General features: G+C 70.2%; 11 protein-coding genes. 6 read left to right on the top strand and 5 right to left on the bottom strand.

What is annotated here, in order from left to right; all coding sequences use genetic code 11:
- Positions 1–40 precede the first annotated feature (40 nt).
- The 3 genes from F3H57_RS15955 to F3H57_RS15945 all read left to right on the top strand — a co-directional run bounded on the left by F3H57_RS15955 (position 41) and on the right by F3H57_RS15945 (position 2,440).
- Positions 41–1,225 (top strand): amino acid aminotransferase, encoded by a 1,185-nt coding sequence (locus tag F3H57_RS15955; protein WP_149756921.1) that lies wholly within the window; start codon positions 41–43, stop codon positions 1,223–1,225.
- Position 1,226: 1 nt separating this feature from the next.
- Complete coding sequence (locus tag F3H57_RS15950) at positions 1,227–1,838, top strand: glutathione S-transferase family protein (RefSeq protein WP_149756920.1); 612 nt, start codon at positions 1,227–1,229, stop codon at positions 1,836–1,838.
- A 182-nt stretch (positions 1,839–2,020) separates the two neighbouring features.
- On the top strand, positions 2,021–2,440 hold the full coding sequence (locus F3H57_RS15945; protein WP_149756919.1) for a universal stress protein: 420 nt from the start codon (positions 2,021–2,023) through the stop codon (positions 2,438–2,440).
- A 27-nt stretch (positions 2,441–2,467) separates the two neighbouring features.
- Here F3H57_RS15945 and rlmH read toward each other — a convergent pair whose 3' ends face one another.
- The 5 genes from rlmH to F3H57_RS15920 all read right to left on the bottom strand — a co-directional run bounded on the left by rlmH (position 2,468) and on the right by F3H57_RS15920 (position 7,831).
- Entirely contained in the window at positions 2,468–2,932 is a 465-nt protein-coding gene (gene rlmH / locus F3H57_RS15940) for a 23S rRNA (pseudouridine(1915)-N(3))-methyltransferase RlmH (RefSeq protein WP_149756918.1), read from the bottom strand.
- A gap of 4 nt (positions 2,933–2,936) precedes the next feature.
- Complete coding sequence (gene rsfS, locus F3H57_RS15935) at positions 2,937–3,308, bottom strand: ribosome silencing factor (protein WP_149756917.1); 372 nt, start codon at positions 3,306–3,308, stop codon at positions 2,937–2,939.
- 237 nt (positions 3,309–3,545) lie between these two features.
- Positions 3,546–5,885: an aldehyde dehydrogenase family protein gene (locus tag F3H57_RS15930; RefSeq protein ID WP_149756916.1), complete on the bottom strand. Its 2,340-nt coding sequence runs from the start codon at positions 5,883–5,885 to the stop codon at positions 3,546–3,548.
- A 91-nt stretch (positions 5,886–5,976) separates the two neighbouring features.
- A complete protein-coding gene (deoC, locus tag F3H57_RS15925) occupies positions 5,977–6,945 on the bottom strand; it encodes a deoxyribose-phosphate aldolase (protein WP_223163105.1) in 969 nt (322 codons plus the stop codon).
- Positions 6,946–7,138: 193 nt separating this feature from the next.
- Positions 7,139–7,831 carry a glycosyltransferase family protein gene (locus F3H57_RS15920; RefSeq protein ID WP_149756915.1) on the bottom strand — a complete coding sequence of 231 codons (693 nt, stop codon included), beginning with the start codon at positions 7,829–7,831 and terminating at the stop codon, positions 7,139–7,141.
- Positions 7,832–8,027: 196 nt separating this feature from the next.
- Between F3H57_RS15920 and F3H57_RS15915 the strand changes: the two genes are divergently transcribed.
- From F3H57_RS15915 to F3H57_RS15905, 3 genes are all read left to right on the top strand, one after another.
- The gene (locus F3H57_RS15915) at positions 8,028–11,027 is read left to right on the top strand and encodes an error-prone DNA polymerase (RefSeq protein ID WP_149757012.1); all 3,000 of its coding nucleotides are present in this window, start codon (positions 8,028–8,030) and stop codon (positions 11,025–11,027) included.
- A 209-nt stretch (positions 11,028–11,236) separates the two neighbouring features.
- Complete coding sequence (locus F3H57_RS15910; protein ID WP_149756914.1) at positions 11,237–12,838, top strand: hypothetical protein; 1,602 nt, start codon at positions 11,237–11,239, stop codon at positions 12,836–12,838.
- Positions 12,835–13,182, top strand: coding sequence for an antibiotic biosynthesis monooxygenase family protein (locus tag F3H57_RS15905; protein WP_149756913.1), 348 nt, complete (start codon positions 12,835–12,837; stop codon positions 13,180–13,182). The genes F3H57_RS15910 and F3H57_RS15905 overlap by 4 nt, the downstream gene beginning before the upstream one ends.
- The last annotated feature ends 59 nt before the right edge of the window (positions 13,183–13,241 follow it).

The following is a 13,241-nucleotide window of genomic DNA, read 5'->3' as shown; positions in this document are numbered from 1 at the left end:
CTTTTTCGCCGCCCAGACGGCCCAGCCGGAGACAGCCCGCATGTTCGAAGCGCTCAAGGAGCAGCCCGCCGACAAGATCCTCGCCCTCATGCAGTCCTTCAAGGAGGACCCGCGCGAGGACAAGCTCGACCTCGGGGTCGGAGTCTACAAGGACGCGCACGGCAACACGCCGATCATGCGCGCCGTGAAGACGGCCGAGAAGCGGCTGTGGGAAGAACAGGAGACCAAGGCGTATACCGGTCTCGCGGGTGATCCGCTTTTTGCCGAGCGCATGCGCGAGCTTGTGCTGGGCGATACGGTCGAGGCCGGCACGGTGTCCGCGGTGGCGACGCCGGGCGGCACCGGCGCGGTGCGGCAGGGGTTCGACATGGTGCGCATGGCCAACCCCGATGCGGTGATCCACGTGTCGGACCCGACCTGGCCGAACCACCTATCGATCCTCAAGCACATGGGGATGCCCGTCGCGCCCTACCGCTATTTCGACAGCGAAAGCGGCGGCATCGACTTCGCCGGCATGATCGCCGACATCGTCCAGGCCAAGCCGGGCGACGTGGTGCTGCTGCACGGCTGCTGCCACAACCCGACCGGTGCCAACCTGTCGCTGGTCGAATGGAAGCACGTCGTCGAGAAGATCAACGAGGTCGGCGCGATCCCGATGATCGACCTTGCGTACCAGGGCTTCGGCGACGGGCTGGAGGCGGATGCCGCGGCGACGCGGCTGGTGGCCGAATCCTGCCCCGAGACGATCATCGCGGCCTCCTGCTCCAAGAATTTCGGCATCTACCGCGAGCGTACCGGCATCCTGATGGCCGTGGCGCAGGATCCGGCGAAGAAGAAGGTCGTGCAGGGCACGCTGGCCTATCTCAACCGACAGAACTTTTCCTTCCCGCCGGATCACGGCGCGCGACTGGTGCTGACGGTGCTGGGGGATGCAGAGCTGCGCGCCGATTGGGAGGCAGAGCTCGAGGACATGCGCACCGGCATGCTGGAGCTGCGCCGCGTGCTCGCCGACGAGCTGCGCCAGCGCTCCAATTCCGACCGGTTCGAGTTCCTGGCCGAGCATCGCGGCATGTTCTCGCGCCTGGGCGTGTCGCCCGAGATGGTGGAGAAGCTGCGCGCCGATCACGGTGTCTACATGGTCGGCGACAGCCGCATAAACGTCGCCGGGCTCAACCGCGACACGGTGCCGAAACTGGCGCAGGCGATCGTCGACGCCGGCATCTGAGATGGGCGGCCTCACGCTCTGGGGACACCGCGATTCAGGGCACGCTGCCAAGGTGGCGCTTGCCCTGAAGCTCTGCGGGCTGGAGCATCGCTGCGAGGTCGTGGACATCTGGGCGCCGCGCGACAGCCGGCCGGCGGCGTTCCTGGCGAAAAGCCCGCCGGGGCAGGTGCCGCTTCTGGAAATGGACGGGCTGGCGCTCAGCCAGTCCGGGGCGATCCTGCTGGAGCTGGGCACGCGCTTCGGCTGCCTCGGCGGCGACAGCCCGGACGGGCTGCGCCGGGCCCGCGCGCTCCTGATGTGGGAGGCGAACCGGATCGGCATGTGCCTGCCGCAACTGATCGAGGCGCGCCGCCCCGGCGGCGATCCGTTCCCAGAGGGCGCGGTCGACTGGTTGCGCGGGCGCTACGCGGCCGATGCGGCGCAGTTCGACGTGCTGCTCGGGGAGGGGCCGTTCTTTCATGGCGCGGCGCCCGGCCTCGGCGATTGCGCGATCTGGGGTTACACACGCTGGGTCGCGAAGGCGGATATCGCCCCGACCGCGGCGATGGCCGACTGGCTCGCGCGCATGGATGCGCTGCCCGAAGCGGAGGACGCTGCCGTGGCCTTCGGCTGACGTGCCGGAGGAACCCGAGGGTGGCCGGCCTGCGTTGCCGCGGTTAGAGATGGTTGCGCTGCATCAAGGCGCAGCACGCCGCGATGTGCTGCACTGTCCACCGGCCGGACATGGCCAGAGGCGGCGATGACGCTGCCGGTCGCCGGCCCGAAGGTCCGACACCAACCGGAAGGAAGCACCCGATGTTCAATCATATCATGGCCCCCGTCGATCTGAACGCGGTCGACAAGCTGTCGCGCGCGCTCGATGCCACCGCCGATGCCGCCAAGCATTACGGTGCCAAGGTAACCTACGTGTCGGCGTCGAACACGGTGCCGACCGCGGTTGCGCATACGCCGGAGGAATTCAAAAAGAAACTTGCCGCGTTTGCCTCCGACCAGGCGGACAAGCACGGTATCGAGACGGACTCGCACCCGCTCATCATGCACGACCAGCGAGCGGATCTCGACCACGCGCTGGTCGAGGCGGCCAAGACGCTGGACGCAGATCTGATCGTCATGGCCTCGCACGACCCGAATTTCTTCGATCACTTCTGGGCCTCGAACGGCGGCGCGGTCGCGCGCGACAGCCACGCGTCGGTCATGCTGGTGCGCGGGAAATAGGGCGCCTGCCATCCGCAACCCTGCCGCTCAGGCGCGGTGGTAGGGGGTGCCGGCGAGGATGGAGGCGGCGCGGTAGAGCTGTTCGGCCAGCATCACCCGCGCCAGCGCGTGCGGCCAGACCATCGCGCCGAAGCTGAGCGACAGGTCGGCCTCGGCCAGAAGGGCGGGGGCGATGCCGTCCGCGCCGCCGATGACGAAGCTGAGATCGGGCGTGCCGGTGTCGCGCAGCTTTTCCAGGAGCGCCGCGAGATCGGGCGAGGACATCGCCCGCCCGCTTTCGTCGAGCGTGCAGAGCGTGCCGGTGGCCGCCTTGCGCAGGAGCGCGGCCTCGGCCGGCTGGCCGCCGCCCTTGCGATCCTCGACTTCGATCTCCCGGGCCGGGCCGAGCGCCATGCCGCGCCCGGTCTTGTCGAAACGGGCGAGGTAATCGTCCACAAGGTCGCGTTCGGGCCCCTTCCGCAGGCGCCCGACCGCGCAGAGATGGATACGCAAGGGTCTAGTGTCCGCTGCTCCGCGTCGGCGGGGCGGGCATCCACATCTTTTCGATCTGGTAGAACTCGCGCACCTCGGGGCGGAAGACGTGCACGATCACGTCGCCGGTATCGATGAGCACCCAGTCGCCACCGTCCTTGCCCTCGGTCTTGGACAGGATGCCGTGGCGCGCCTTCAGCTCTTCGGTCACCTTGTCGGCGATCGACACCACCTGGCGCGACGACCGGCCGGTGCAGACGAGCATGTAATCGCCGATCGCGGATTTGCCGCGCAGGTCGATTTCAACGACCTCGTCCGCCTTCATGTCGTCGAGGATGGCGAGAATGGATGCGAGCTGCGTCTCGCTCGTGGCATCCGCTTGGGCCAGTCCGTTCATCGGGTGGCCACCTTCGGCGGCAGGTGCCGCGTCAGAAGAGAGTGACAGGACATCGTCCTCCTTTTCCGATCACCAGCGGTTCGCCCGACACATTTCGGGTCTCCCGCAGGAACAACATAGCATCGCCTGCGTGACTTCTCAATGTCGGGGCGTTGCAGGGGCGCAACGTCCGGCCCAGACGTCAAGGTGTCCGAAGCGGTGCGCACGGAGCCTGGTCGCCCGCTACGTGTGGCGTGATCAGGCCCCGTAAGGGATCCAGACGGTCTTGACCTCCGTGGCGTGGCCTAGAAAGGCGCGATCCTCGCCCGCCGCGCCGCTCCAGTCGCGCGCGCGACCATCGTTCACCCAGGTTCGCTTGAGATTGCCTGCCGCGGCGGCCTCGATCCGCTCCGACAGCTCGGAAGAGGAGAAGGACCACACCGCCTCGACATCCATATGCGCGGCCAGGACCGGCGCCAGTTCCGCATGGGGTCCGGTCAGGATGTTCACCACGCCGCCCGGTACGTCCGACGTGTCGAGCACCTGGTAGAAATCCGTCGCGGCGAGCGGGTAGGGCTCCGACGCCACCAACACCACGCGGTTGCCCATGGCGATGGCCGGCGCCATCACCGAGACGAGCCCCAGAAGCGGCGCCTCGTCGGGACAGAGCGCGCCGATCACGCCCACCGGTTCCCGTATCGCCAGAGCGGTGCCGCGGATCGGCACCGGCGCCACCCGCCCGCCGAACTTGTCGGCCCAGGCCGCCCAGGTGAAGCAGCGATCCACCGCCGCCTCGACCTCCGCCTTGCCCGAGCGGCCGCCGGTCAGCCGGTCGATCCGCGCCGCGAACTCACCGGCCCGCGCCGCGAGGTTCTCGCCGATATAGTAGACAACCTGCGCGCGGTTGTGCGCCGCCCCCGCGGACCACGCCGCCGCGCCGCGCGCCGCCTCCACCGCGTTGCGCACGTCCTTGCGGTTGGCGATGGGCGCCTGGCCGATCAGCGTGCCGGACTTGTCATGGATGCCGCGTGCATAGCCGCCGTCGGGCCGCGCCTGCTTGCCCCCGACATAGAGTTTTGCGGTGCGGTCCACCGCCTGCGGCTCCGCATCCTTGCCGGGGAAGGGCGCGATGCGCTTCAGCGCCTTGCCCGCATGCTCGGGCCGCAGATAGGCGTCCAGCCCCTCCGGCCCGCCCTCGCGCCCGAAGCCGCTTTCGCGCACGCCGCCGAACGGCGCGGCCGCGTCGAACATGTTCGACCCGTTGATCCAGACCACGCCCGCGGCGAGCTTCGGCGCGATGTCGAGGCAGGTGTTCAGGTTCTCCGACCAGACGCTCGCGGCCAGCCCGTAGCGCGTGTCGTTGGCCAGCGCGACAGCCTCCGCCGGCGTGCGGAAGGTGGTGGAGACCAGCACCGGCCCGAAGATCTCCTCCTGCATCAGCGCGTCGGACGGCGTGAGGCCGGCCACCAGCGTCGGCGGGTAGAAACATCCCTTCGGTATCGTGCAGGCGGCGCGGTAGGTCTCTCCCGCCGCGTTCGAGTCCACCAGCGCGCGTATGCGCGAGAGCTGCTCGGGATCCACGATCGCGCCGACGTCGACCGACTTGTCGAGCGGATCGCCCACGCGCAGCTTGTCCATCCGCGCGCGCAGCTTGGCATGGAACGCCTCGGCCACGCCCTCCTGCACCAGAAGCCGCGATCCGGCGCAGCAGACCTGCCCGCCGTTGAACCAGATCGCGTCCACGAGCCCCTCGACCGCGCTGTCGAGATCGGCATCCTCGAACACCACGTAGGGCGACTTGCCCCCGAGCTCGAGCGTGAGGCCGAGCCCGCGCCCCGCCGTCGCCGCGCGGATCTTCCGCCCGACCTCGGTCGAGCCGGTGAAGGCCACCTTGTCGACCTCCGCCTCGACCAGCGCGGCCCCGGTGGCTCCATCCCCGGTGACGATGTTCACCACGCCCTTCGGCAGCCCGGCCTGCCGGCAGATGTCCGCGAACAGAAGCGCCGTCAGCGACGTCCATTCGGCGGGCTTCAGCACCACCGTGTTGCCGGCCGCGAGCGCCGGCGCCACCTTCCAGGCCAGCATCAGGAGCGGGAAGTTCCACGGCACGATCTGCCCGCAGACCCCCCAGGCGCGCCGGCCGGGATGCTCCGCCTCCAGCAGCTGCGCGAGCCCGGCATGGTGATAGAAATGCCGCGCCACCAGCGGCACGTCGATGTCGCGCGACTCGCGGATCGGCTTGCCGTTGTCGAGCGTCTCCAGCACCGCGAAGAGCCGCGCATGCTTCTGCACCAGCCGCGCCAGCGCATAAAGGTACCGCGCCCGCCCCTTGCCGCCGAGCCCTTCCCAGTCCGCCTGCGCCCTCCGCGCGGCCTTCACCGCTGCCGCGACGTCCTCCACGCTGCCTTGCGTGACCTCGGCCAGGACCTCGCCCGTCGCCGGATTGCGCGTCTCGAAGGTCTCGCCCGGCGCCTGATAGCTCCCGCCGACGAAATGCCCGAACCGCGAGCCCTGATCGACGATCCAGGCGAGCGCATCGCCCGCCGCTTCCGGTGCGTTTCCGTAATCCATGCTCTCGAAGATCTCGCGTACCGTCATCGTGCCATGCTCTCCGCCGCGCGCGCCCCTGGCTTCTTTGGGCTTCAAATACTCAAAATCCCGACGCCTCCACCGGCGCTCCGCCGCCCGCTCACGCCAGCGCGTGCCGCCAGGAGGCCGAATAGGCCCCGGTCACGTGATGTTCGATCTGCCGCTCGATATCGCCCAGAAGCGACGAAGCGCCGAAGCGGAAAAGATCGGGCCGCAGCCAGCGGTCGCCCAGCTCCTCCTTGACCAGCGCCAGATAGGTCAGCGCGTCCTTGGCCTTGGAAATCCCGCCCGCCGGCTTGTAGCCGACGCGGATGCCGGTCCAGTCGTGGTAGTCGCGGATCGCCCGCATCATCACCAGGCTCACCGGCAGCGTGGCGTTCACGCCCTCCTTGCCGGTGGAGGTCTTGATGAAGTCGGCGCCGGCCATCATGCACACGAGCGAGGCCCGCGCGACGTTGCGCAGCGTGCCAAGCTCGCCGGTCGCGAGGATCGCCTTCACATGCGCCTCGCCGCAGGCGGCGCGAAAGGCGCGCATCTCGTCGTAGAGCGCCTGCCAGTCGCCGGTCAGCACGTGCCGGCGCGAGATCACGATGTCGATCTCGGAGGCGCCGGCGGCGACGCTCTCGCCGATCTCCGCAACGCGCAGGTGGAAGGGCGAGAGCCCGGCCGGAAAGCCGGTGGAGACCGCCGCGACCGGGATCCCCGAACCCCTCAGCGCTGAGGCCGCGGGCGCCACCATGTCGTGATAGACGCAGACCGCGCCCACGGTCAGGTCCGGCAGCCCGATCGCCTCCAAGAGATCGGCGCGCACCGGCTGGCGCGCCTTGCCGCAAAGCCGCGCGACGCGGCCGGCCGTGTCGTCACCCGCAAGCGTGGTCAGGTCGATGCAGGAGACCGCGCGCGCCAGCCAGGCCGCCTGGTGCGCCTTCTTCACCGACCGCCGCCCCGGCAGGCTCGCCGCCCGCCGCTCGATCGCGGAGCGGTTGGCCGCGGCCCGCATCACCCGGTCGAGGTTGAGCGCGGTCCCCGGATTGCGCGTCTCGAGGGTCTGGGGGGCGGTGTGCTGCATCTCGGTCTCCGGCATCTCGGGCAAAGCGTCTCACGCTGGGCAGGGCGGGGCAAGCGGTGCCGCTGCGGCGCCGGGCCCGGCGGGCACGCGGGCGGCGGCGGCGGGACGCCTCCGGCGGGAGTATTTGGGGCCCAAAGAAGCCGGGGGCGCGGCGCGGGGCGAGGAGCGCCCGCAAGGGCGGGAGGAGCTGCTCTCAGCGCACGCGGTTCGACAGCCAGCGCATCACCGGGTTCTTCTGCGGCCGCAGGAGCTCCAGGTGCAGGATGCGCGCGCGCGGCTGGTCCGACCAGATCAGCTCGGACGCCTCGAAGACCCGCTTGTTGAATTGCGGCGGCAGCACGTAGAAGGCGATGTCGCTTTCCCACAGCACCTCGCGGAACGAGGGCTGGTCGATCCCGTACTTGCCTTCGGCAAAGCGCAGCGCCCAGGCGTCGAAGAGATCGAGCGCCGGCTGGCTGCGTCGGTAGAGCAAAACGCCCGTGTTGATCTCGGGAAAGGCGTCCGGCAGGTCGTGGCGGATCGGCTTCTTGTGGCGCCCGCGATGCCACAAAGCCACATGCGCGCCGGCCATGTCGTATTTCTGCAAAAGCTCGAACAGCGATCCAAGGTCGCCGCGCACCAGCGTGTCGTTGTCGAGAAAAAGCGTCTCCGTGAAGGGCGTCTGCCCCAGCAGGTTCACCTTGGGCCGCTTCAGCCCCTCGGGGATGGTGTAGCTGAGGTCGAAGCCCGTGGTGTCGTCGCCGGCATGGCACCAGAGCGCCGTGGCGAGCCCCGGGTTCCAGCGTTTCACGCTCGCTGCGGAGCGCCGCGCCGCCTCGACATGCTCACGCCCCCAGGCGACGTAGACCACCCCGCGGCGGACCGGCGGCTGTTCGTTATCCGTCATCGTGGCGTTCCGTTTTTGTCTGTTGCGCCGCGCCCGCCGGCCCGCGGCGCATTTGGAATGTGAATCGCCGCTGGCGCGTCCGGGGTCAAGACCCGCGCGGCCTGCGGCGCTGCGTCCCGGCGTCTGTACCGGATCGGGACTCAAAATGAGAACAAAAATGGAACATACTGCGATCCCAAGGCGACTCGGGGAGCGCATGACCGTCGAGCTTTCGATCACCTCGAACTTCACCTTCCTCACCGGCGCCTCGCATCCCGAGGACTACGCCGAGCGCGCCGCGTTCGAGGGGCTGGAGGCGATCGCCATTGCGGACGCGAACTCCGTCGCCGGCATCGTGCGCGCCCATCAGCGCCTGAAGGAGATCGCCCGCATCGTCGCGGCCCGTGCGGCGGCCGAGGCCGAGGATGGGCCAATCGGCCCGCCACGCCCCGCGCACATCCCGGCGCCGCCGTCCTTGTCGATCCGCACCGTGCCGCGGCTCGTCCCGGCCGCCCGGCTGGTCCTGACCGAGGGGCTGGAGATCACCGTTCTGGCCGCGACGCGCGCCGGCTGGGGGCGGCTCTGCCGGCTGCTGACGGTGGGGCGGCGGCGTGCGGCGAAGGGGGCGTGCGATCTGCGTCTCGAGGATCTTCTGGAGGGGATGGAGGGGATGGAGCTGATCCTGCACGCCCCGCCGGACCTGCCGGCGGGCGCCGGGCGCACCGCATCGGAGGATCGCGGTCCCGGCGATGCGCGGCAGGCCGGTGCGGCGCTGTCCGGCGGCCCGCCCGGACCGGGAGGGGCCGGGCCGCTTTCCGCCGGCGTATGGCGTCCCCTGGCGCGGCGGCTTGCGCAGCGCTTCGGCGGGCAGATGCATCTCGCGCTCGCGCCGGTCTATGACGGCGCCGATTCCGTCCGCTTCGACCGGCTCGCCCGGCTTGCGGCAGCGCTCGGCCTGCCCACGATCGCCACCGCCCGGCCGATCCTGCATCACGGCCGCCGGCGCAAGCTGGCCGACGTGCTGACCGCGATCCGGCTCGGCCTGCGTGTCGACGAGCTTGGCCGCGCGGCGCTGGCGAACGGCGAACAGCGTCTGCGCGGGCCGTCCGAGATGCGCCGCCTGCTCGGGCGGCACGAAGGTGCGCTGGACCGCGCCGCCGCGCTCGCCGCGCGCTGCAGCTTCGACATCGCCTCGCTGCGCTACGAATACCCCTCGGAGATCGCGGACGGCGAAAGCCCGCGCCAGCGCCTCGCGCGGCTCGCGCGCGAAGGCCTCGACTGGCGCTATCCGGGCGGCGCGCCTGCGAAGGTGCGCGCGATGCTCGAGCATGAATTGCAGCTCATCGCGAAACTGAACTACGAGCCCTATTTCCTGACCGTGCGCGACATCGTCGCCTTCGCGCGCGAGCGCGGCATCCTCTGCCAGGGGCGCGGGTCGGCGGCGAATTCGGTGGTCTGCTATTGCATGGGGGTCACCTCCGTCTCTCCCGAGATCGGCACCATGGTGTTCGAGCGCTTCGTGTCCGAGGCGCGCGACGAGCCCCCCGACATCGACGTCGATTTCGAGCACGAGCGCCGCGAGGAGGTGATCCAGCACATCTACGAACGCTACGGCCGCCACCGCGCGGGGCTCTGCGCCACCGTGATCCACTACCGCGGCAAGCGCGCGATCCGCGAGGTCGGCGCGGCGATGGGCCTGTCGAAGGACACGATCGGCGCACTTTCCTCGCAGCTCTGGGGCTTTTTCTCCACCAACGGGCTGGAGGATCAGCGGATGCGCGAGATCGGCCTCGACCCCGAGGATCGGCGGCTGAAGCTGACCATGGAGCTCATCCACGAGATCGTCGGCTTCCCGCGGCACCTGTCGCAGCATGTCGGCGGCTTCGTGGTGACCGAGGGGCGGCTCGACGAGCTGGTGCCGATCGAGAACGCGGCGATGGAGGACCGCACCGTCATCTGCTGGGACAAGGACGACATTGAGGCGCTGGGCATCCTCAAGGTCGACGTGCTGTCGCTCGGCATGCTGACCTGCATCCGCAAGGCCTTCGACCTTCTGAAGATGCATCACGGGCAGGACCACGACCTCGCCGCGCTGCCGCAGGAGGATCCGAAAGTCTACGACATGCTCTGTCGGGCCGACAGCGTCGGGGTGTTCCAGGTGGAGAGCCGGGCGCAGATGAACTTCCTGCCCAGGATGCGACCGCGCAACTTCTACGACCTCGTGATCGAGGTGGCGATCATCCGCCCCGGCCCGATCCAGGGCGACATGGTCCACCCCTATATCCGCCGCCGCAACGGCGAGGAGGAGGTGTCGTTTCCCTCCGACGAACTCGGCCAGGTGCTCGGCAAGACGCTGGGGGTGCCGCTGTTCCAGGAGCAGGCGATGCAGATCGCCATCATCGGCGCGGGCTTCACCCCCGACGAGGCCGACCGGCTGCGCCGGGCGCTGGCGACGTTCAAGAAGCGCGGCAACATCACCGATTTCCGGTCGCGCTTCCTGCGCGGCATGGCGCGCAACGGCTATGACGCGGAGTTCGCGGAGCGGTGTTTCAGCCAGATCGAGGGCTTCGGCTCCTACGGCTTTCCCGAAAGCCACGCGGCGAGCTTCGCGCTGCTGGTCTATGCGAGCGCCTGGATCAAGTGCCACCATCCGGCGGTCTTCGCCTGCGCGCTTCTCAATGCGCAGCCCATGGGGTTCTACGCGCCGGCGCAGATCGTCCGCGACGCGCGCGAGCACGGGGTGGAGGTGCGCCCCGTGTCGATCGAGGCGAGTTACTGGGACAACGTGCTGGAGCCGGACGGGCGCGGCGGGCTCGCGCTCCGGCTCGGGCTGCGGCAGATCAAGGGCGTGCGCGAGGAGGACGCCGCCTGGCTCGCCGCCGCGCGCGGCAACGGCTACCGCTCGGTCCGCGACGTCTGGCGGCGCGCGGGGCTCGGCCCGCACGTGCTGGCGCGGCTGGCCGAGGCGGACGTCTTCGCGCCCCTGGGCCTGACGCGCCGCGAGGCGCTGTGGGAGGCGCGGGCGCTGGCCGGTGACCGGCCGCTGCCGCTCTTTGCCGGCGACATGGAGGGCGAGGGCGTGCGCGAGCCGGCCGCGCATCTGCCGGAGATGACCGAGGGCGAGGAGATCGTGGAGGATTACGTCGCCATGCGCCTGACGCTGCGGCGCCATCCGGTGGCGCTTCTGCGGCATATCCTGACGCCGGGGTCGGCGTGAGGGCGCCGGGGCGCGCAGGGGTGCCGGCAGCGGCGGCGGAGGAGGCGGAGCGAGGGGCCAGCCCCTCGCGCTCCCCGGGATATTTGCGGGCAGATGAAGGGACGGCGAAGCTGGCGGCGTGGGACACACGGGCGGAGAAGAGGGGGGCGTGCCGGGCACGCTTTTCCGAAAGCGCGGCGCGTGCTAGCTGCATTGCTCGGAGCCGGAGCGTGGATGTGACACCTTTCCTGATCGACGATCGCAATCCGCCGCCCGAGGGCGCGCATCTTGACGGGTTCGCCTGGGACGGAACCGATTTCGTGATCGGCGATGCCGGGCTCGCGGCGTTCGAGGCCACCGGGCGGCAGCTTGCCTGGTGCGCCGACGGGCGCCACGTGCTGACGCGCCGAGAGGGCGCGCGGATCGGGATCGGCGCGGACGTGATCGGGTACCGCCACCTGTTCTATTGGGCCGAGGGCACGGCCTGGGCGGTGTCGGAGAGCTTCATCGACCTCGTCGCGCATCTGCGGGCCCGCGGTGTCGCGCTCACCGAGGACATCGCCCAGACCGGCGCCTTCCTGTCGCGCAAGCAGGTCTTCCAGCAGCTTACGACGGACCGGACGGCGGTGCGCGAGATCGCCTGCCTCGACGCCGGCGCGCGGATCGAGATCGACGCGGGCGGGCTGCGGGTGGTGCCTCCGGAGCTGCCGGGGGAGGGCGATTACGCCGAGGCGCTGCACGGTTTTCTTGAGCTCTGGCTCGGGCGGATCGCGACGTTGCAGGGCGATCCGCGCTTCACGCTTTACTTTCACCTGTCGGGCGGAATCGACAGCCGGGCCGTGACGGCCTTTCACGTCTGGCTGTTGCGACATGCCGGCCTGCCGGACCGCGCCGCGATCCGCTCGCTCACCGATGCGCGCCATGCCGGCGATCTGGAGATTGCCGAAGCGGTGGCGGCGCGGGCGGGACTGCCGCTCAACCACATTCCGCCGCGGCCGTCTCGGGCGCTTTCGCCCGAGGAGGCGCTTGCGTCCTGGCAAACCACGTCGGCGGGGGCCTATTCGCCGCTGCGCATACCCGGCGACGCGATGCACCCGTGCGATCTGCATTTCAGCGGGCATGCCAGCACCGGGTTCAAGCGCAGCTATTCGGCCGCGGCCGCGGCGCGGGCGCTGCGCGCCATGGGGCGGGCCTATGGCTATTTCGGGCGCGGTGACCGGGCGCGCTGGCGCGTGCAGATGGACGCGCATCTGGCGCGGCTCGGGGGCGGCGATCTCGGCCTGGCGTGGGAGCGCTGGCAGCGGGTGAACAGGGCGCGGTTCCATGGCGGGCAGGCGGCGAGCTACAAGACGCAGATCGCCATCTATCACAGCGCGGCGGCGGCCCGCGTCGTGGCGATGCGGCCGCGGGAGGCGCCCGCATACCAGTTCTACCACGACATCATCGCGGCTCTCGCCCCGGAGATCTTCGAGGCGGCCTTCGACGATCGCGACAAGGCGCCCGGGGCGGCGGTGCGCGACCGGCTGACGGCGGTGGCGCCGCTTTCGCCGGTACCGGGCGGGGTCTGGGGCGCGATAACGGACCCCGGGATCGGGGCGGAGCGGGCGCCGGCGGCGCGCGATCTGGTCGGCGCGGTGCTGGCGGAAGTGGAACGGGGCTGGCCGCATCTGCGGGGCCGGGTGACGCCGCTCTTTCGCTTTCATCTGTGGCGGCTGGCGCGCGATCTGCGGCGCGGCAAGGTGCGGGACGCGGTGCGGCTGCGGCATCTGCACGGGGCATGGCTGCCGATCCGGCTGGCGGAACTGGGTGTGACCATGGAGGAGCGGCGATGATTGCGGTCATTTTCGAAGTGAGTCCGGCCGAGGGCCGGCAGGACGAATATCTCGACATTGCGGCGCAGATGCGTCCGATGATCGAGGAGGTGGAGGGGTTCCTCTCCGTGGAGCGGTTCCGAAGCCTGAGCGATCCGGACAAGCTCCTGTCGATCAGTTTCTTCGAGGACGAGGAAGCGGTGGAGCGCTGGCGGCGGCTGGCAGCGCATCGCGGGGCGCAGGCGAAGGGCCGCGGCGGGGTGTTCGCGGATTACCGGCTGAAGGTGTGCCAAGTGCTGCGCGATTACGGCATGTTCGACCGGGACGAGGCGCCCGGGGACAGCCGCGCGGCGCATGACGGATGACGGGCGATCGGCAGATTGCCCGTCCTACCGGAGCCGGGCGCGGACGGCGCGGGGAATGT

This window comes from Roseivivax sediminis (assembly GCF_900112685.1).
In the GTDB taxonomy this organism is placed as follows: domain Bacteria; phylum Pseudomonadota; class Alphaproteobacteria; order Rhodobacterales; family Rhodobacteraceae; genus Roseivivax; species Roseivivax sediminis.
This window is presented reverse-complemented; position numbering and strand designations above follow the sequence as displayed.

Coding starts and splice junctions, on each gene's coding strand:
- F3H57_RS15955 (WP_149756921.1), top strand. CDS start 41: ATGTTCGAAGCGCTCAAGGAGCAGCCCGCCGACAAGATCCTCGCCCTC.
- F3H57_RS15950 (WP_149756920.1), top strand. CDS start 1,227: ATGGGCGGCCTCACGCTCTGGGGACACCGCGATTCAGGGCACGCTGCC.
- F3H57_RS15945 (WP_149756919.1), top strand. CDS start 2,021: ATGTTCAATCATATCATGGCCCCCGTCGATCTGAACGCGGTCGACAAG.
- rsfS (WP_149756917.1), bottom strand. CDS start 3,308: ATGAACGGACTGGCCCAAGCGGATGCCACGAGCGAGACGCAGCTCGCA.
- F3H57_RS15930 (WP_149756916.1), bottom strand. CDS start 5,885: ATGACGGTACGCGAGATCTTCGAGAGCATGGATTACGGAAACGCACCG.
- deoC (WP_223163105.1), bottom strand. CDS start 6,945: ATGCAGCACACCGCCCCCCAGACCCTCGAGACGCGCAATCCGGGGACC.
- F3H57_RS15920 (WP_149756915.1), bottom strand. CDS start 7,831: ATGACGGATAACGAACAGCCGCCGGTCCGCCGCGGGGTGGTCTACGTC.
- F3H57_RS15915 (WP_149757012.1), top strand. CDS start 8,028: ATGACCGTCGAGCTTTCGATCACCTCGAACTTCACCTTCCTCACCGGC.
- F3H57_RS15905 (WP_149756913.1), top strand. CDS start 12,835: ATGATTGCGGTCATTTTCGAAGTGAGTCCGGCCGAGGGCCGGCAGGAC.